This window comes from Nonomuraea sp. N2-4H, from assembly GCF_045291505.1.
In the GTDB taxonomy this organism is placed as follows: Bacteria; Actinomycetota; Actinomycetes; order Streptosporangiales; family Streptosporangiaceae; genus Nonomuraea; species Nonomuraea fastidiosa.
On the sequence record NZ_CP147987.1, the window covers coordinates 3,871,260 to 3,887,909 of the forward strand.

A 16,650-nucleotide genomic window follows, 5' to 3' on the forward strand; every position below is an offset into this window, starting at 1 on the left:
ATGCGTATCGAGATCTGGGCAGACGTGGTCTGCGGGTGGGCCCACATCGGCAAGCGACGGCTGGAGAAGGCGCTCGCGTCCTGGGACGGCGAGCCGGTCGAGGTGATGTGGCGGCCGTTCCAGATCGATCCGTCCGCGCCCGCCCGCGCGGTGCCGATGGAGCAGGTGCTGCGCGACCCCGTCGCCGACGAGGCGCTGCGGGCCTGCGCGCCCGGCCTCTCCCCCGCCGAGAACCGCGCCCGGGTCGCCGAGATCGCCGCGTCAGAAGGGCTGGGCGCGCAGTGGGGCTCCGGTTACCGGGTCGCCACGCTGGAGGCGCACCGGCTGATCGCGCTGGCGTACGAGAAGGGCGGGGCCGCGCTGCAGGACCGCGTGGCCGAGCGGCTGCTGCGCGCCCATTTCGTCGAGGTACGCGACATCAGCGACGTCGCCGTGCTGACCGAGATCGCCGCGGACGCGGGCCTGGCCGACGAGGCCGGCTACACCGGCACCGCCGCCCTTTCCGCGCTGTCCGGCGACTCCGCCCGCCCGCAGGCACCGGCCGGTGATCCCGCCGGCCGCCGGGCACCGTCCGAAGGCGGCGCCGGCCCGCAGGCGCTGCTCCCCGGCACCGCCGCCTGGCGGGCGCTGCCTGGGGCCGAGCTGACCCGGGAGCTGCTGCTCATCGGCAAGGCGAAGGGCGTGCGGACGTCGCCGACCATCGTCGCGAACGGGCTGGCGCTGGAGGGCGCGCAGTCGCCGGAGACGATCGCCGCGTTCCTCCGGGACGCCGCCGGGCACACCCCGCGCCGCCTGCCCGCCGAGGTCGAGCGGCTGCGGCACGTCGAGTCGCTGCTCGACCAGCGCGACCCGCTCGGGGCGCTGACGCTGCTGCGTCCCCTCATGGAGGAGCATGGCGGCGACCGGGGCGTCCGGATGCTGGCGGCGCGGGCGTACTTCGCGTCGGCGCAGCTCAACCGGGCGCGCACGACACTGGAGTCGCTGGTCGAGGAGTCGCCCGACGACTCCTACGCCCGCCACCTCCTGGGCCGCACCCTGCAGCGCCAGGGCAGGCACGAGGAGGCCGCCTCCCACCTCACCCTGGCCGCCGCCATGACCCCGGACTACGCGGCCTGACCGCGGCCGCCATCTCTCATCCGGGTGCCGCGCCGTCGCCATGGGCGTACCGGGCCGCGCGGTCCGTCGTGCCTGCGGCTCCCGCTGAGGCCATGGCCGCGCTGAGCCGGTGCCCGCCAGCGGCCCGCTAGGGCGCAGGCGGCCTTCGAGGCGACGTGCAGGCCGGTCCAGGCGATTCCGGCGTCAGCGGCTCATGCGCCTCACCTTGCCGACCGGCCCGCACCCTGTGGCTCCCCCCGCGCGGGGATCCCGCTCCCCCGCCGGGTGGTCAGGGCTCCGGTGACAGCAGGACCTCGGCGCCGACGGGCGCGTACCCGGCGGCGATGAAGGCACGGACGCTCGCCGCGTTGCCCGGCGCGACCTGCGCCCACACCGGGGCGGGCGCCAGGTGCCTTGCGGCAGCGGCGAGCAGGCGGCCCAGCCCGCGGCCCCGATGAGCGGGCTCGACCTCGATCGCGACCTCCCACCGTCCGCCCACGCCCCGCCCGACCGTCAGCAGACCGGCCACGCCGCCTCCTGTCCCGTCGTCCTGGGCGGGTGCGACCCAAACGCGGACGTCGTCGCGGTAGCGGCGGGCCCGCGCCACCCTCGGGTGGTCGCTGTCGCGCAGCTCCTCCAGAGCGAGCGGCGCGGACCCGGGCAGCGGGCAGGCCACGGCGAGCAGGTCGAGGTTGCCGGCGGCCCGGCCGGTCAGCGCCGCCAGCTCCTGCAGGAACGGCGGCCCGAGCGGGGCGTCCAGGTCGCCGGGAGGCAGGCGTTCCCTGATCCAGGCGGGGTCGACGTCGGCGAAGACCACGGCGTGCGCGGTGAAGGAGAGCACGCCGAGGTCGCGCGGCGACGGCTGGGGCACGAGGGTGACGCCGCCGTCCGCAGGGGAAAGCGGCCGTCCTGGGCGTCGCGGAGCACCTCCGCCAAGTTGGTCATGAGCCGCCATGATGGCACGCCCCGCGCATTGCAGAGGCGGGTGGATGCTTTGCCGGGCGGCGGCCTCCTGTTGATCGAATAGCGGGGCGTGGCGAGCACCCCGCCACAAGATCGCTACGTATAGTGATGGCCGATGTCACTTCGTGATTACAGGGGGAGATCATGAGAAGTAGCCTCGTTGCCGCCGGCGGCGCGCTGCTCATCACGGCAGCCGTGTTCGGAACGGCCGGCACTGCGGCCGCCGACATCTGGTCCGACCACAAGTGGAACAAGCACCCGAGGGCGTGCGGGCTCGCTCTCAACGACGACAGCACCTACCACTGGATCACCAAGCACGGCGTCTTCGCCGGCACGCGCCACGCCAACGCCTGCAAGCAGCACGTGCACCACTTCGGCTGGGACGCGGACGACGACTCAGCCGGCCTCCGGCCGCCGCGGCCCGGGGCCTCCCCCGGGCCGCGGCGGCCGTTCCCACTCCCTCGGCCGTTCGCACTCCCCCGAGACGATCACCGGTAGCCTGCGATCATGCGACTTGGCGTGAACGTCCCCAACTTCGGCCCCGGCACCGACCCCGAGACGCTGCGGCGGTGGGCGCTCACCGTCGAGGGGCTCGGCTACGACCTGCTCATGGTCTCCGACCACGTGGTGATCACGCCTGACGTCGCCGAGCAGTACCCGGCCCCCTTCTACGACCCGTTCACCACCCTGGCTTGGCTGGCGGGCACCACGACCCGCCTCACGCTCGGCACCACCGTGCTGATCGTCCCCTACCGCCACCCGCTGCTGACCGCCCGCATGGCGGCCAACCTCAACGACCTCAGCGGCGGCCGGTTCGTGCTGGGCGTGGGCGCCGGTTGGGCGCGGCAGGAGTTCGAGGCCCTCGGGGTGGCGCACGAGCGGCGCGGCCGGCTGACCGACGAGCACCTGGCGACGATCAAGGCCGCCTGGGCGAACGAGAGCGACTACCGTTCCGGCGGGGTGCCGATCTGGGTGGGCGGCGGCAGCGACGCGGCCCTGCGCCGTACGCTGCGCTTCGGCCAGGCGTGGCATCCGCTGAGGATGACGCTGCCGTGGCTGCGCGAGACGTGGGCGAAGCTGCGGGACATGGCCGCCGGGCAGGAGCGTCCCGCGCCCGCGCTGGCCCCGCGCATCCTGCTGCGCGTGACGGACCGGCCGGTGACGGGCGCCGAGCGGCGCCTGGGCGAAGGCACGATCGAGCAGGTCATGGACGACCTGGAGCGGCTGCGGGAGATGGGCGCGGAGACGGTGGTGTTCGACCCGTTCCATGAGGATCCGGCCGAGACCCTGCACCCCGAGGCCGCCTGGGAGATGCTGGCCGCCGTCGCCGCCGGGACGCGGAAGTAGGCACCGGTCGGCGGCGGGCGAGCGCCTGGGTGCGGCAGAAGCCGGGCGTGGTCGCGGGCGCCGTCCGGCGTCACTTGCCGCCGCTCCGCGCGGTCTCGGCCAGGGCCGTGAGCGCGGCGGTCAGGTGCGGGTCGGCCTTTCCCGCCTCCGCGAGCGCCGCCTGCAGGGCCTCCTCGTACGTACGGCGCGCCTCGGCGTAACGGGCACGGCCGGCGTCGGTGATGACGGCGTAGACGCCGCGCTTGTCGTCAGGGCACAGGTCGCGGTAGGCGAAGTCGGCCGCGTTCAGCCGGGCGACCAGGCGGGTCACCGAGCTCTGGTTGAGCCCGAGCTTGTCGGCGAGCTCCTGCATGCGCAGCTCGCTGGCGGGAGAGGCGGCGAGGTGGCCGAGCGCGCGGTACTCGGACAGGCCGACGCCGTGCTTGCGCTGGAGCGCGGCGGCGAGCCTGCTCTCGACTTGGGAGTGCAGCAGCAGGACGCGCTGCCAGGTGGCGGTGATGTCACCTGGAGCGTCAGTGGCGGGCGAGCCGGAAACCGGCCCGGGAACCGGCTCGGAAGCCGGCTCTGGATCGGGGGCGGCGGGTGCCGTACGGGTCATCGCTGAGCCTCTCTTCGTCCTGGAGATCGGCTTGACAGGAGGATACATGTACATACAACATAGCTCGTACTTATTTGCACGTACATACATATAGGAGGCACTAGTGGCGTGGATCTATCTGCTCATCGCGTCCGTCTTCGAGGTCGTCTTCGCGCTGGCCACCAACGCCACCGAGGGCTTCACGCGGCTGTGGCCGTCCGTGCTCACGGCCGTCGCCGCGGCCGGCGGCATCTTCTTCCTGAGCCTGGCGCTGAAGACCCTTGACGTCGGCGTCGGCTACACCGTCTGGACCGGCATCGGCTCGGTCGGCACCGTCGTCCTCGGCACCCTGATCTTCGGTGAGGAGATGAACGCCTGGAAGGCCCTCGCCTTCGTCCTGATCATCGGCGGCGTGCTCGGGCTCAAGATGGCCGACCGCCTGACGGGCGCCAAGCGGCAGCCCACGGAGCCGACCGCCGCCTGACACCCCTCGCAACCCAAGGAGCTTGATCATGGCCTGGATCTACCTGTCCATCGCGATCGTCTTCGAGATCGCCTTCGCCCTCGGCACCAACGCCACCAAGGGCTTCACCCGGCTCTGGCCGTCGGTCTTCACGCTGCTGGCCGCCGCCGGCGGCATCTTCACGCTCAGCCTGGCGCTCAAGACGCTGGACGTCGGCGTCGGCTACACCGTCTGGACCGGCATCGGTTCCATCGGCACGGTCGTGCTCGGCGCGCTCATCTACAAGGAGAAGATCACCCCGGTCAAGCTCGGCTCGTTCGTCGCCATCATCGGCGGCGTCGCCCTCCTCAAGATCACCTCTGGCGTCTGAGCGTGACGGCCGGTGACCGGGCCGCTGATATCTTATGCCGTAAGGAGTTGTCGGTTCCGGGGAGTTCGGCTTGGTCGTCTACGCCGGTCAGGGTGACGCGCGACGGTCGATGGCGCTGCTGTGGCGCAGCGGCGAGCCGAATGAGGCGCGGCCTGGGCCCAAACCGGGGCTGAGCGTCGACGCGATCGTGGACGCCGCGATCGAGGTGGCCGACTCCGAGGGCATGGCGGCGCTGTCCATGCGCAGGGTGGGCGAGCGGCTGGGCCGCACCGGCATGGCGCTCTACACGTACGTGCCGGGCAAGGGCGAGCTGATCGACCTCATGTACGACCGCGCCCTGGCCGAGCTGCCCGCCGAGTACGACCTGAGCGGCGGCTGGCGGTCGGCGCTGACGGCGTGGGCCGAGCAGACGCTCGCCTTCTACCTGCGCCACCCCTGGACGTTGCAGGTGTCGCAGGCGCGTCCCGTGCTGGGGCCCAACGAGTTCGCGATGCTGGAGAGCCTGGTCGCGATCCTGCGCGGCACCGGGCTCGGCCCGCGCCGGGTGCGCGGGATGGTGGCGCTGCTGTTCGACTTCGTCAGGGGCGCCGCCACGACGGTCGCCGAGTCGCGCCAGGCCCCTTCGGCGACCGGGGTGTCCGATGAGGAGTGGTGGCAGGCGCGCGCGTCGCTGCTCGACGAGGTCGCGCCGGGCTTCGCCGACCGGTTCCCGCTGGTCCGGTGGGTGGAGTCGGACGACTCCGAGCCCGGCGGCGACGAGCCGTACCTGGAGCATCGGGTGAGCGAGACGTTCTCGGTCGGGCTTGCCGTGCTGCTCGACGGCATCGAGGCGGCGGCCGCCCGAGCCGCCCAGAACGGGAACGGCGGCCAGGCCGCGCCACCTTCCACGTGACGCCTCCGGGGTTCAGGTGGACGCGCCCGCCAGGCGGGCGGTCAGCTCATCACCGTCGCGGACGAACCAGATGTGGCGGCCCCTGTTGCACTCCAGCACCCAGGCGCGCAGCGCCGAGCTCGCCGCCATGTGGCCGGAGACGTCGCCGACGATCGACAGGCCGACGCCGTAGTTGACGAACTTCTGCGCGATCTCGCCGGCCACGCCGGTGCTGAGCGTGAAGAAGCCGCCGGGCAGCCGGTCGGCGGGTACGGCCACCCACGCGGCGCCGCTCGACCACGCCTCGCCGATGAGGTCGATCACGTCGCGAGCCTCGTTCAACGGCGCGGCTTGGGGGTCGTACCAGTGGACGCCGGGCATCGGGTTCCCTCCTGGGGTGCTCATGGCCGTACGAGAGCGTCGACGATCCGCAGGACCTGGGCGGTCTCCTCCAGCCCGCCGAGCACGATGATCTTAAGCTGCGCGCGCTCCTCGTCGTAGGCGAACTCGACGCGCAGCCCGCTCCGCTCGGCCGACAGCGCGCCGAGGACCATCGTGCCGATCCGGTCCATGCCGGCCCGGTCGATGCCGTCCACCTGGACGACGCTGGTCGCCTCGGCGCGGCGCGGGCTCAGCGGCCGTTCGGCGGGCAGCCCGGCGAAGGCGGCCAGGTCGTCCTCGGCGATGCGGTACTGCTTGCCGACCCGCACGGCGGGCAGGCGGCACGCGCGTTCGACTATCCGCCACTCTCCGGTTGTCGCGGCCGGCCTGGGCGGCGAGCCGGTTCCGGCCGGCCTTGGAGACGAGGCGGACAGGTATGTTCCGCCATCCGCCGAAAGCGTCAGGCGGCGGGGACGGGCTCGCCGGGCACGGTGACCGGGACGCGGGCGGCGCGGGCGGCCCAGCGGCCGTCGTCGCCGCGCACGAGGCGTACCGGGTGGTCGAAGCAGGCGCTCACCAGCTCGCTGGTGAGGACGTCGCCGACCGGGCCGCTCGCCAGGCAGCGGCCGTCACGCAGCAGCATGGCGTGCGTGGTGGTGGCGGGCAGCTCCTCCAGGTGGTGGGTCACGAGGACGGTGGCCAGCGAGGGGTGCCGGGCGCGCAAGGCGTCGATGCCGGCCAGGAGCTGCTCGCGGGCGGCCAGGTCGAGCCCGGTGGCGGGCTCGTCGAGGAGCAGCAGGCGGGGCTGCGGCATGAGGGCGCGGGCGATCAGCGTACGGCCGCGCTCGCCCTGCGACAGGGTGGGCCACCGGTCGCCGGCCTTGGCGCTCATGCCGAGCATGGCGAGGAGCCGGTCGGCGCGTTCCGCCTCCTGCTCGGTTGGCTGCCAGCGGGGCACGAGCGCGGCGGTGTTGGTCAGCCCGGTCAGCACGACCTCGCGCACCCGCATGGGCCCGTCGGGGGTGTGGCGAGGGTTGACGTGACCGAGGTAGGAGCGCAGCTCACGGACGTCCACCCGGCCCAGCCTGCGGCCGAGCACCTCGACCACGCCCCGGCTCGGATGGTTGACCGCGCCCAGCAGGGCGAGGAGCGTGCTCTTGCCCGCGCCGTTCGCGCCGAGCAGCGCCCAGTGCTCGCCGGGGTGCACGGTGAGCGAGATGTCGCTCAGCAGGTGACGGCCGTCACGGATGAACGCGACCTCTCCGGCCCGCAGCACGGGCCCGCTGTCGGCGGGGCGGGAGACGACCGTCATCGTGCCACCTCACCGTCCGTGACCGCTTTCGCGCCGTCCGTCGTGGACGCTTGCGTCACCACGTCTCTCCCTTCATCGCTTCACATCCGGAGCCCAAGTTATCAGCGTGTCAGACATCTGATGTTTAGCCGGTGGCTCCGCAGGCGGCGCGTACGTCGGCGATGAGGGCGTTGGCGTCTTCGAGGGTGCGGCCGATCTCCTCGGGAGTGCCGCCCACGTTGGCCAGGAGCGCCTGGGCGCGCTCGGCGAAGCGTTCGGGAGCCGACGGCAGCCGGGCGGCGGAGGCGATCATGCCCTTCTCGTTGATCAGCCAGACGCCTTCGGCCGCGTGCAGCGCCTGGCAGGCCACGCCGATGGCGCGGAACAGGGTGGCCGCCGCGTACGAGGGGTCGTTGCCCAGCATGCCGTACGTGGCGATCGTCAGGGCGAAGTCGCACTCCCACAGTCCCTGGATGAGCGCGTCGCGCAGGGCGGGCGGGTAGTGGACGGCCTCGGCGCGCAGCGCGGTCAGCTCTCCCCCGGGATCGGCGAGCACCCGGCACAGGGCCACCTCACCCGCGTACGCGTGCGAGTAGAAGCCGAGCGGATGACCCACCTGGAAGCCGACCTCGTAGCGGCCGGCCCGGCAGTCGCGCCAGATCCGCTGTACCCGGTCGAGGTCGCGGTAGATCCAGTCCACGTGCCAGCCGTCCACGACGAGCCAGCCGCCGCCGTTCACCCACGGCCCCCAGCCGCCCGGCTCGGTCACGTCGGTGTCGGCGCCGGTGATCTCGCGTGCGAGCGCGCGCAGCTCGTCGACGGCGAGCCGGCCCCGGTAGTAGAGGCCGAGGTCGATGTCGGAGTCGGGGCGGTGGGTGCCGCGGGCGCGGCTGCCGCCCAGCGCCACCGCCACCACTCCGGGCACCTCCAGCAGCCGCCGCGCGATCCCGTCCAGGTCGGGGCCGTCCAGGTCGGGGCCGTCCAGGTCACGGCCGTTCAGGTCGGGCCTGTCATGGTCTGTGTGCTGCATTCCGCCGAGCATAGTCAGCACGTCAGGACATCTCCCGGCGGTCATGCGCGCGCCACCGGAAATCGGCGCGGGACGCCGTACCGCCCCTACGATGGCCAGGTGGAAGGCGGGACGTGCGAGGTGAGGGCGTGAGCGAGGTCGAGGCGCTGCTGCGCGAGCTGGCCCCGCAGGTCCTGGGCACGCTCGTGCGCCGCTACGAGCAGTTCGACACCTGCGAGGACGCGGTGCAGGAGGCCCTGCTCGACGCCTCCGTGCAGTGGCCGGAGCAGGGGGTGCCGGACAACCCGCGGGCCTGGCTGACGACCGTGGCATCGAGGCGGGTCATCGACCACATCCGCAGCGAGAACGCGCGCCGCCGCAGGGAGGAGAGCGTGGCGGTCGGCGTCCCCGCCGATGCCCACGTGGCCGCGCCGCCGGGCGAGGAGCGGCCGGGCGACTCCGACGACACGCTGACCCTGCTGTTCCTGTGCTGCCATCCGTCGCTGTCGGCGCCGTCGCAGCTCGCGCTGACGTTGCGGGCGGTGGGCGGCCTGACGACGGCGCAGATCGCAAGCGCGTTCCTGGTGCCGGAGGCGACGATGGCGCAGCGCATCAGCCGGGCCAAGCAGCGCATCAAGGCGAGCGGCCTGGAGTTCGCGATGCCGCCGGAGAGCGAGCGGGCCGAGCGGCTGCGGGTCGTGCTCCACGTCCTCTACCTGATCTTCAACGAGGGCTACACCGCGACCTCGGGCCCCGAGCTGCTCAGGACCGATCTGACGGCCGAGGCGATCCGGCTGGCCAGGGCGGTGCACCGGCTGCTGCCCGGCGACGGCGAGGTGGCCGGGCTGCTTGCGCTGATGCTGCTCACCGAGGCCCGCAGGCCGGCCCGCACCGACGGTGACGGGCGGCTGATCCCGCTGGCCGAGCAGGACCGCGGCCTGTGGGATCGCGCGCTCATCCAGGAGGGCGTGGAGCTGGTGAGCAAGGCGCTGGCGACGTCGCCGGTGGGGCCGTACCAGTTGCAGGCGGCCATCGCGGCGGTGCACGACGAGGCGGCGACGGCGGATGAGACCGACTGGCCGCAGATCCTGGCCCTGTACGAGATGCTGCTCGGCATCGAGGACAACCCGGTGGTCCGGCTCAACCACGCGGTGGCCGTGGCCATGGTGCGCGGGCCGCGCGCCGGGCTCGCGCTGCTCGACGAGCTGGCCGCCGACGGGCGCATGGCGCGGCACCACCGGCGGGTGGCCGTCCGGGCGCACCTGCTGGAGCTGGCGGGCGACACGGCGGAGGCGGTGGCGGCGTACCGCGAGGCGGCGCGGCTGACCACGAGCCTGCCCGAGCAGCGTTACCTGGAGGAACGGGCGGCGGCGCTGGAGTGAGGCGTGCGGTGCGGCGGGCAGGGGTGACGGCGTGAAGGTGGTCGCGCTGTCCGACACGCATGCGCCCAGGCGCTGGCGCTCGTGCCCGCCGCGCGTGGCCGAGCACCTGCGCGGCGCGGACGTCATCCTGCACGCGGGCGACGTGTGCGTGCCGTCGGTGCTGGAGGAGCTGGCGGCGTACGCGCCGGTGCACGTCGTCAAGGGCAACAACGACGGCCCCGACGTGGACGCGCCCGAGACGCTGGAGCTGACGCTGGACGGGCTGCGGGTCGGCATGATCCACGACAGCGGCCCGGCCAAGGGCAGGACGGCGAGGATGCGGCGCCGCTTCCCGGACGCCGGCCTGGTCGTCTTCGGTCACTCGCACATCCCGCTGGACGAGTCGGGCGACGGCCTGCGGATCTTCAATCCCGGCTCCCCCACCGACCGCCGCCGCCAGCCGCACGGCACGCTGGGGCTGCTCACGATCGAGGACGGCGCGCTGGTGCGCGCGGAGATCGTCCCGGTGACCTGAGAACGGCGGTCATCGTCCCGGTGACGTGAGAACCGCGGTCAGGAGACGACGTCGTCGCGGGCCTTGTCCAGCTCGGCCACCAGCTCTTCCATCACCTTGGCGTAGCCGAGGTGGCTGTAGCGCTCGGCCGCGTGCCACGGGTAGACCTGGCCGGCCTTGACGGCGGGCAGGTCGGCCCAGGTCGGCTTCTTGGCCATCTCCTCGGCCTTCATCGACTGGGCGCGGGCGTCGACGAGGATCACGTCGGCTTTGTACTTGTCGGCGTTCTCCCAGCTCAGCACCTCCCAGAAGCCGCCTTCGCTCTCGGTCGGCCGCTCGGGGGAGACGATGTTCAGGCCGAGCTCGCTCCAGTAGGCGATGTCGGGGTGGTCCGGCTTGTACGCGACGTACAGCGCGTCCGGGGTCGCGGTGACCACCATCACCGTGAGGCCGGGCCGCTTGGCCGCGAGCTCCTTCAGCGCGGCGCTCGCCGCGTCGAACCGCTTCCTGGCCTCGGCCACGGCGGGGGCGTCAGGGTCCGCGCCGAGCGCGGCGGCGAGCTCGCCGTACCGCTCGATGATGCCGGGCAGCGGCTTGCCGCTGAGCTGCACGCCGACCGTGGGCGCGATCTGGTCGATGGCGTCGAGTGACTCCTCGGGCACGTACCAGAGGGTGTTCTTCTGGTACATCCCGGCCACCAGGAGGTCGGGCTGGAGCGAGGCGTACTTCTCGACGTTGAACTCGCCCCACACGTTGCCGATCGACTCGACGGTGTCGATGTCGACCTCGCCCACCTCGGGGTCGCGGCCGCCGTTCTTCAGCTTGTGCGGGCCGAAGACGCCGACCGGCCGCACGCCGAAGTCCCACAGCGCCGCCGCGGCGCCCGACTGGGCCACGATGCGCTCGGGCCGCTCAGGCAGGGTGATGGTCTTGCCGCGGTCGTCGGTCCAGGTCCATTCGCCCTGCGTCCGGCCGCCGGACGCGGAGGGGGTGGCCGGGGACCCGGTGGAGGGCCCGGCGGAGGATACGGCGGAGGTCCCCGCGCAGGCGCTGGCGCCGAGGAGTGCGGCTATGCCGAGGGCGGCGAGGGTGCGGCGCGGGGCAGCGGACATGGATGCTCCTCATTGCGCGGGCTTTGCCCTGAAGGACTGGATATTAGCTTAGCCTTACCTAACCATATGATCCTCATGGCGTACGCCCCAGCCCCGCGTTTACGCCCGCCGGCGTAGCCGGGGCGGCGACGGGCGACCGATTCGCGGGCGGCCGAAACGGCGGATTCTGAAGCTCACAAGGGACCCGAAAGGCGCGGTCCCGGGAGCGCGAGCCGAGAAGGGGCCGACAGATGAGCCAGCCGCACCGCATTCAGGACATCCGGGACGACATCAGCATTCCGGGCTTCACCGGCCCCGTGCACCGGCCGGGCGAGCCGGGCTACGACGAGCAGCGCCGCGCGGTGAACCCGGCGCTCGACGCCCGCCCGGCCGTGGTGGCCGAGGCGTACGGGGCCGGCGACCTGCGGGCGGCGCTGCTGGCGGCGCGGGCCCACGGCCTGCTGTTCGCGGTGCAGGCGACCGGTCACGGCACGCACGTCGCCTGCGACGGCGGCGTGCTGGTCAAGACCGCGCCCATGGCGTCGGTACTGGTGGACCCGGTGCGCGAGGTCGCGCGGGTGGGGCCTGGGGCGCAGTGGGGCGAGGTGCTGGCGGCGGCCGCGCCGTTCGGGCTGGCGCCGCTGTCGGGCTCCGCGCCGTCGGTCGGGGTCACCGGCTACACGCTGGGCGGCGGGCTCGGCTGGCTGGGCCGCGCGTACGGGTTCGCTGCCGACAGCGTGCTGCGGGCCGAGGTGCTGCTGGCCGACGGGCGGCACGTGACGGCGAGCGCGGACGGCCACCCTGAGCTGTTCTGGGCGCTGCGGGGCGGCGGTGGCGGGTTCGGCGTGGTGACCGCGCTGGAGTTCCGGCTGTATCCGGTGGCGGAGGTGTGCTCGGGGTTCGCGTACTTCCCGATCGAGGCGGCGGCGGACACGCTGGCGGCCTACCGGCGCTGGATCGAGGACGCGCCCGACGAGATCAGCACGGCGGTGGTGCTGCGGCGCATGCCGGACGACGACGGCACGCCCGCGGCGGTGCGCGGGCGGCACGTGGTGATGATCAAGGTGCTGTACGCGGGCCCGTCCGCCGAGGCCCGGCGCCTGCTCGCGCCGCTGTGGCGGGCCGCGGGCGAGCCGCTGCTCGACGAGATCCGCCCGACCACGTTCGCCAAGAGCTCGATGGGCGGGACGCCGGTGCGGCATCTCGACCTGTTCGACGCCGTCGGCGACGAGGTGATCGGCGTACTGCTGCGGGCGTCGGAGCAGGCGGGAACGGTGGAGGTGCGCCATTGGGGCGGCGCGCTGGGCAGGACGGGTCCGGACACCGGGCCGGTCGGGCGGCGCTCGACGCGGCTGTCGGTGATCGTCGACACGGTGGTGCCGGGACTGGCAGATGAGCTGCGGCCGCACGCCAGCGGCGGCGGGTTCCTGAACTTCATGGCCGACCCGTCGCGGACGGCGGCCGCGTACGAGAAGGACGACTACGCGCGGCTGCGCGAGATCAAGCGGGCCTACGACCCTGACGGCGTCTTCCACGTCGGGCACGTGACCCTGTGAAGAATGTGAACAGCCCCGAAGACGCTCCGGTGTGACACGGCCGACCTGCTACGGCAGCCGTGTCACGTCGGGACGTCACCCCGGCAGGGCGGCCGGGGATCGGCCTGGTTACGGCCTGTTGCCGCGGTGCGTGATGTGCTCCGCGCTGCCGACGTGATTGCGCTGCTTGCGCATGCCGGCGAGGCCGATCAGACCCAGGAGGCCCAGCAGGCCCCACAGGCCGGCGTTGCCGCCTCCTTCGTCCCTGTTCTCCTGCGGTGCCGGTGTCACCTGGCTCTGTGCGACCGGCCCGGCCGGTACCTCGGCCAGTGCTGCGGATGCCGGTGCCAGCGTGAGAAAGAACGCCAGGCCCAGCCCGGTGAGGGTCTTGCGCATTGGGTTCCCCCGATCCGGCGGTCTCGCGACCGCGGAGACCGCCTATCACGCCTTCACGATGAAGGCTTCCGATAGCGGGGCGATCTCCTCATCCCCTGCTACCTACGCCCCTACCATCGACTCCGCGGCATCAAACGCCTTCTCATCGGGCCGGAAGGGCGCTGACGTGCGCGGATTCCCCGCCGTACGCGGGGTTTCCGCATTCTCGGCGCACGCCCAAATGACCCTCACGAGCCATCAATTATCACTATCCGCATATTTCAGATAAGCCGAAAGTAGCCGGAAAAACTGGTTGCCGGACGTTCCTAGATCAGTACACTCTTCCACCGGCATCATCACGCGACGAGAGAAGGGAGACCGGCCATGCGCCACCGCATCGCCGTCGTCATCCCCTCGTCGCGTCATGAGGTGATCCAGGTGTCTTCGTCGCCCCGGCGCCCGCTGCGCGGCCAGCGCCGGCTGCTGCCCTGACGAAGACCCCCTTCGCGGGGCCCAATCGCGCAGTCCTGTTCGGAAACGTCACCGAAAGGCTGTGGGACCTTGCGTGCTCACCTTTCCTCCGCTCTGGCCACCGTCCGCAACCTCGGCATCCTCGCGCACGTCGACGCCGGTAAGACCACCGTCACCGAGCGCATGCTGTACATCACCGGCGCCACGTACAAGCGCGGTGAGGTGCACGACGGCACCACCGTCACCGACTTCGACCCGCAGGAGCGCGACCGCGGCATCACGATCTTCGCGGCGGCGGTGAGCTGCACCTGGGACGGCCACCGGATCAACCTCATCGACACGCCCGGCCACGTCGACTTCTCCGACGAGGTGGAACGTTCCCTGCGGGTGCTCGACGGCGCGATCGCCGTTTTCGACGGCGTGGCCGGGGTCGAGCCGCAGAGCGAGTCGGTGTGGCGGCGGGCCGATCGGTACGGCGTGCCGCGCATCGCGTTCATCAACAAGCTGGACCGGCCGGGCGCCGACCTGGACGCCGCCGTGGAGTCCATCCGCGAGCGGCTGCACCCGGCGCCGCTGGTCGTGCAGCTCCCGATCGGCCGTGAGGACGGCTTCACCGGCGTGGTGGATCTCATCGCCATGCGAGCGCTGGTGTGGTCGGGTGACGCCTACGAGACCGGGCCGGTGCCCGGCGACCTGGTGGAGGAGGCGACGCGGCGGCGCCGGTTGCTGGAGGAGGCGGTGGCCGAGCTGCATGCGGGCGCGCTGGAGGAGTTCTGCGCCCGGCCGTCCCTGTCCCAGGAGACGCTGACGGCCGCGCTGCGCGACCTGACCCGTACGGGCGCGGGCGTGGTGGTGCTGTGCGGCTCGGCGTACCGGAACCGGGGCATCGAGCCGCTGCTCGACGCGGTGGTCCGCTACCTGCCGTCGCCGCTGGACGTGCCCGCCGTGCGCGGCCAGGAGGGCGAGGAGCGGCAGGCCGACCCGGAGGCGCCGCTGGCGGCGCTGGTGTTCAAGGTGACCTCGGCGGCGTCGGGGCGGCTGACGTACCTGCGCGTCTACTCGGGCACGCTGCGCAAGGGCGACACGGTGCTGGACGCCGGGACCGGCAAGACCGAGCGCGTCGGCCGGATCCTGCGCGTGCAGGCCGACCGGCACGCCGACACGGACGTGGCGGTGGCCGGCGACATCGTCGCGGTCGTCGGGCCGAAGGCGGCCCGCGCCGGTACGACGCTGTGCGCGCAGGACGCCCCGCTGCTGCTGGAGCCGCCGGCCGCGACCGAGCCGGTGGTGTCGGTGGCGGTCGAGCCGCGCAAGAGCGTCGACAGCGACCGGCTGGCGGCGGCGCTGGCCAGGCTCGCCGAGGAGGACCCGTCGCTGTCGGTACGGACCGACCCCGAGACCGGCCAGACCGTGCTGTCCGGGATGGGCGAGCTGCACCTGGAGGTGGCGGCCGAGAAGCTGCGCCGCGACCACCGGCTGGAGGTCGCGGTCGGCCGGCCGAAGGTCGCCTACCGCGAGGCCGTCGTGCGCGGCGTGTCGGGGGTGCTCTACCGGCACGTCAAGCAGGACGGCGGCGCCGGGCAGTTCGCCCACGTCGTGCTGGACGTGGAGCCGCTGGATGAGGGCTTCGCGTTCGCGTCGACCGTGACCGGCGGGCGGGTGCCGCGCGAGTACGTGCGCGCGGTCGAGCTCGGCTGCCGGGACGCGCTGGAAAGCGGCCCGCTCGGCGGGCATCCGGTGACCGGGCTGCGGGTGACGCTGACCGACGGCGCCACGCACGTGAAGGACTCATCGGAGATGGCCTTCCGCGCGGCGGGCCGGCTCGGTCTGCGCGAGGCGCTGCGGGCCTGCGAGATGGTGCTGCTCGAGCCGGTGGTGGAGGTGACGGTGACGGTGCCCGACGCGATGGCGGGCGCGGTGCTCGGCGACCTCGCCGCCCGGCGCGGGCGCGTGTCCGGCTCGCAGGCGCGGGCCGGCAGTGTGGTGATCACGGCGGTGGTGCCGCTGGCCGAGGTGTTCGGGTACGCGTCCCGGCTGCGCAGCCGTACGCAGGGGCGGGGCACGTTCACCACCCGGCCTGCCGGTTACGCCCCGGCCGGCTGACCGCTCCCCGCCCCCGGGCTTACCGCTGCCGGGGGCGGGGATCCGCTCATGCGGTCGCGAACGAGATCCACGTGTCCGGCGGGACATCGGGCTTGCCGGGCACGGGGCGGTGCTCCTCGGTCCAGGCGTCGCCCGCCAGCTCGGTGGCGACGCGCCGCCAGAACGCGACCGCGCCGGCGTTGGCGTCCTGGAAGGCGATCTCCCACCGGCCCGGGTGCCGGGCGATGACCTCCTTGACGGCCCGCAGGCCGAGGCTGGAGCGGCGGGCGCCGCGCACCACGAAGAAGCTGTTGAGCACGCGGACCGGCCCGTCGAGGCCGCGCACGAACGCGAACCCGGCGGGCCGGTCGCCGCTGCTCAGCAGGTACGCCGCCCAGCCGGGGCCGGTGAAGGCGGATTCGAGCCGCTCGCTGCGGAAGGTGGCGTCGGGAAGGGGCAGCCCGCCCTGGAACTCGGACATGTCGTGGCGGAACATCAGCCACAGGCGTTCCACGACCGCCCGGTCGGAGGGAATGACGGGACGTACGGTGAAAAGGGTCATGAACGCAGTTTCCGGCCGGAACCTAAGGTGATTTCCGGCCGGAAGGGATGGAGTACCGGAATACTAGCAGATCATGGACTTGTGACCGCTGCGGAGTGGATCGATGACGCCCAGTACCGGGCCCGCGCCACCTGCGGGAACAGGCCCTTGGGGGGTTGCGGAACATCGGCTCGGTGCCGAACATGACGACCGCCGCGCCGCCCTCGTCCCTGCCGCTGATCACCGCCGCCTGACCCCTGGCCTGCTCGGGGAGGCCGGCCGCGATCTCGTTGCGCTCGAGGCCGTTGCCGGA

General features: G+C 73.0%; 19 protein-coding genes. 10 read left to right on the forward strand and 9 right to left on the reverse strand.

Annotated features, from left to right (window positions below):
- Complete coding sequence (locus WBK31_RS17990) at positions 1–1,116, forward strand: DsbA family protein (protein ID WP_406675272.1); 1,116 nt, start codon at positions 1–3, stop codon at positions 1,114–1,116.
- Positions 1,117–1,384: 268 nt separating this feature from the next.
- On the opposite strand, the gene WBK31_RS17995 is transcribed toward WBK31_RS17990, so the two are convergent.
- On the reverse strand, positions 1,385–1,966 hold the full coding sequence (locus WBK31_RS17995) for a GNAT family N-acetyltransferase (RefSeq protein ID WP_406675273.1): 582 nt from the start codon (positions 1,964–1,966) through the stop codon (positions 1,385–1,387).
- 236 nt (positions 1,967–2,202) lie between these two features.
- On the opposite strand from WBK31_RS17995, the gene WBK31_RS18000 reads away from it, so the two are divergent.
- Positions 2,203–2,556, forward strand: coding sequence for a hypothetical protein (locus WBK31_RS18000; RefSeq protein WP_406675274.1), 354 nt, complete (start codon positions 2,203–2,205; stop codon positions 2,554–2,556).
- 9 nt (positions 2,557–2,565) lie between these two features.
- Positions 2,566–3,405 carry an LLM class flavin-dependent oxidoreductase gene (locus tag WBK31_RS18005; RefSeq protein WP_378788454.1) on the forward strand — a complete coding sequence of 280 codons (840 nt, stop codon included), beginning with the start codon at positions 2,566–2,568 and terminating at the stop codon, positions 3,403–3,405.
- Positions 3,406–3,475: 70 nt separating this feature from the next.
- Here the strand turns inward: WBK31_RS18005 and WBK31_RS18010 are convergent, their stop codons facing one another.
- Positions 3,476–4,003, reverse strand: coding sequence for a MarR family transcriptional regulator (locus WBK31_RS18010; protein ID WP_364052588.1), 528 nt, complete (start codon positions 4,001–4,003; stop codon positions 3,476–3,478).
- A 103-nt stretch (positions 4,004–4,106) separates the two neighbouring features.
- On the opposite strand from WBK31_RS18010, the gene WBK31_RS18015 reads away from it, so the two are divergent.
- The 3 genes from WBK31_RS18015 to WBK31_RS18025 all read left to right on the forward strand — a co-directional run bounded on the left by WBK31_RS18015 (position 4,107) and on the right by WBK31_RS18025 (position 5,707).
- Positions 4,107–4,466: a multidrug efflux SMR transporter gene (locus WBK31_RS18015; protein WP_364052591.1), complete on the forward strand. Its 360-nt coding sequence runs from the start codon at positions 4,107–4,109 to the stop codon at positions 4,464–4,466.
- Between the two features lie 28 nt (positions 4,467–4,494).
- On the forward strand, positions 4,495–4,815 hold the full coding sequence (locus WBK31_RS18020; protein ID WP_364052594.1) for a multidrug efflux SMR transporter: 321 nt from the start codon (positions 4,495–4,497) through the stop codon (positions 4,813–4,815).
- 70 nt (positions 4,816–4,885) lie between these two features.
- Positions 4,886–5,707 (forward strand): TetR/AcrR family transcriptional regulator, encoded by an 822-nt coding sequence (locus WBK31_RS18025; RefSeq protein ID WP_378788451.1) that lies wholly within the window; start codon positions 4,886–4,888, stop codon positions 5,705–5,707.
- Between the two features lie 12 nt (positions 5,708–5,719).
- Here WBK31_RS18025 and WBK31_RS18030 read toward each other — a convergent pair whose 3' ends face one another.
- The 4 genes from WBK31_RS18030 to WBK31_RS18045 all read right to left on the reverse strand — a co-directional run bounded on the left by WBK31_RS18030 (position 5,720) and on the right by WBK31_RS18045 (position 8,388).
- Positions 5,720–6,091, reverse strand: coding sequence for a DUF4180 domain-containing protein (locus tag WBK31_RS18030; protein WP_378788449.1), 372 nt, complete (start codon positions 6,089–6,091; stop codon positions 5,720–5,722).
- Positions 6,088–6,396 carry a DNA-binding protein gene (locus tag WBK31_RS18035; protein WP_378788447.1) on the reverse strand — a complete coding sequence of 103 codons (309 nt, stop codon included), beginning with the start codon at positions 6,394–6,396 and terminating at the stop codon, positions 6,088–6,090. Before WBK31_RS18035 ends, WBK31_RS18030 begins: the two co-directional genes overlap by 4 nt.
- Before the next feature lie 131 nt (positions 6,397–6,527).
- The gene (locus tag WBK31_RS18040) at positions 6,528–7,379 is read right to left on the reverse strand and encodes an ATP-binding cassette domain-containing protein (protein WP_364052606.1); all 852 of its coding nucleotides are present in this window, start codon (positions 7,377–7,379) and stop codon (positions 6,528–6,530) included.
- A gap of 124 nt (positions 7,380–7,503) precedes the next feature.
- Complete coding sequence (locus tag WBK31_RS18045; RefSeq protein ID WP_364052609.1) at positions 7,504–8,388, reverse strand: nucleotidyltransferase domain-containing protein; 885 nt, start codon at positions 8,386–8,388, stop codon at positions 7,504–7,506.
- A gap of 128 nt (positions 8,389–8,516) precedes the next feature.
- On the opposite strand from WBK31_RS18045, the gene WBK31_RS18050 reads away from it, so the two are divergent.
- Together WBK31_RS18050 and WBK31_RS18055 are read left to right on the forward strand one after the other, a co-directional pair.
- Positions 8,517–9,749, forward strand: a complete 1,233-nt coding sequence (locus WBK31_RS18050; RefSeq protein WP_378788445.1) for an RNA polymerase sigma factor — start codon at positions 8,517–8,519, stop codon at positions 9,747–9,749.
- A gap of 31 nt (positions 9,750–9,780) precedes the next feature.
- A complete protein-coding gene (locus tag WBK31_RS18055; protein WP_364052615.1) occupies positions 9,781–10,263 on the forward strand; it encodes a metallophosphoesterase family protein in 483 nt (160 codons plus the stop codon).
- Between the two features lie 38 nt (positions 10,264–10,301).
- Here WBK31_RS18055 and WBK31_RS18060 read toward each other — a convergent pair whose 3' ends face one another.
- Positions 10,302–11,354 (reverse strand): ABC transporter substrate-binding protein, encoded by a 1,053-nt coding sequence (locus WBK31_RS18060; protein WP_364052618.1) that lies wholly within the window; start codon positions 11,352–11,354, stop codon positions 10,302–10,304.
- Between the two features lie 230 nt (positions 11,355–11,584).
- On the opposite strand from WBK31_RS18060, the gene WBK31_RS18065 reads away from it, so the two are divergent.
- Positions 11,585–12,889, forward strand: a complete 1,305-nt coding sequence (locus WBK31_RS18065) for an FAD-binding oxidoreductase (protein ID WP_406675275.1) — start codon at positions 11,585–11,587, stop codon at positions 12,887–12,889.
- Positions 12,890–12,997: 108 nt separating this feature from the next.
- Here the strand turns inward: WBK31_RS18065 and WBK31_RS18070 are convergent, their stop codons facing one another.
- Positions 12,998–13,264 carry a WGxxGxxG family protein gene (locus WBK31_RS18070; RefSeq protein WP_364052624.1) on the reverse strand — a complete coding sequence of 89 codons (267 nt, stop codon included), beginning with the start codon at positions 13,262–13,264 and terminating at the stop codon, positions 12,998–13,000.
- 540 nt (positions 13,265–13,804) lie between these two features.
- Between WBK31_RS18070 and fusA the strand changes: the two genes are divergently transcribed.
- Positions 13,805–15,817, forward strand: a complete 2,013-nt coding sequence (gene fusA / locus WBK31_RS18075; RefSeq protein WP_406675276.1) for an elongation factor G — start codon at positions 13,805–13,807, stop codon at positions 15,815–15,817.
- A 46-nt stretch (positions 15,818–15,863) separates the two neighbouring features.
- On the opposite strand, the gene WBK31_RS18080 is transcribed toward fusA, so the two are convergent.
- Complete coding sequence (locus WBK31_RS18080; protein ID WP_406675277.1) at positions 15,864–16,358, reverse strand: GNAT family N-acetyltransferase; 495 nt, start codon at positions 16,356–16,358, stop codon at positions 15,864–15,866.
- Between the last annotated feature and the right edge of the window lie 292 nt (positions 16,359–16,650).

What these genes read in the sequence shown, in the direction of transcription:
- WBK31_RS17990 (WP_406675272.1), top strand. Translation starts at nt 1, where the DNA reads ATGCGTATCGAGATCTGGGCAGACGTGGTCTGCGGGTGGGCCCACATC.
- WBK31_RS18000 (WP_406675274.1), top strand. Translation starts at nt 2,203, where the DNA reads ATGAGAAGTAGCCTCGTTGCCGCCGGCGGCGCGCTGCTCATCACGGCA.
- WBK31_RS18005 (WP_378788454.1), top strand. Translation starts at nt 2,566, where the DNA reads ATGCGACTTGGCGTGAACGTCCCCAACTTCGGCCCCGGCACCGACCCC.
- WBK31_RS18010 (WP_364052588.1), bottom strand. Translation starts at nt 4,003, where the DNA reads ATGACCCGTACGGCACCCGCCGCCCCCGATCCAGAGCCGGCTTCCGAG.
- WBK31_RS18020 (WP_364052594.1), top strand. Translation starts at nt 4,495, where the DNA reads ATGGCCTGGATCTACCTGTCCATCGCGATCGTCTTCGAGATCGCCTTC.
- WBK31_RS18030 (WP_378788449.1), bottom strand. Translation starts at nt 6,091, where the DNA reads ATGAGCACCCCAGGAGGGAACCCGATGCCCGGCGTCCACTGGTACGAC.
- WBK31_RS18040 (WP_364052606.1), bottom strand. Translation starts at nt 7,379, where the DNA reads ATGACGGTCGTCTCCCGCCCCGCCGACAGCGGGCCCGTGCTGCGGGCC.
- WBK31_RS18045 (WP_364052609.1), bottom strand. Translation starts at nt 8,388, where the DNA reads ATGCAGCACACAGACCATGACAGGCCCGACCTGAACGGCCGTGACCTG.
- WBK31_RS18060 (WP_364052618.1), bottom strand. Translation starts at nt 11,354, where the DNA reads ATGTCCGCTGCCCCGCGCCGCACCCTCGCCGCCCTCGGCATAGCCGCA.
- WBK31_RS18065 (WP_406675275.1), top strand. Translation starts at nt 11,585, where the DNA reads ATGAGCCAGCCGCACCGCATTCAGGACATCCGGGACGACATCAGCATT.
- WBK31_RS18070 (WP_364052624.1), bottom strand. Translation starts at nt 13,264, where the DNA reads ATGCGCAAGACCCTCACCGGGCTGGGCCTGGCGTTCTTTCTCACGCTG.
- WBK31_RS18080 (WP_406675277.1), bottom strand. Translation starts at nt 16,358, where the DNA reads ATGACCCTTTTCACCGTACGTCCCGTCATTCCCTCCGACCGGGCGGTC.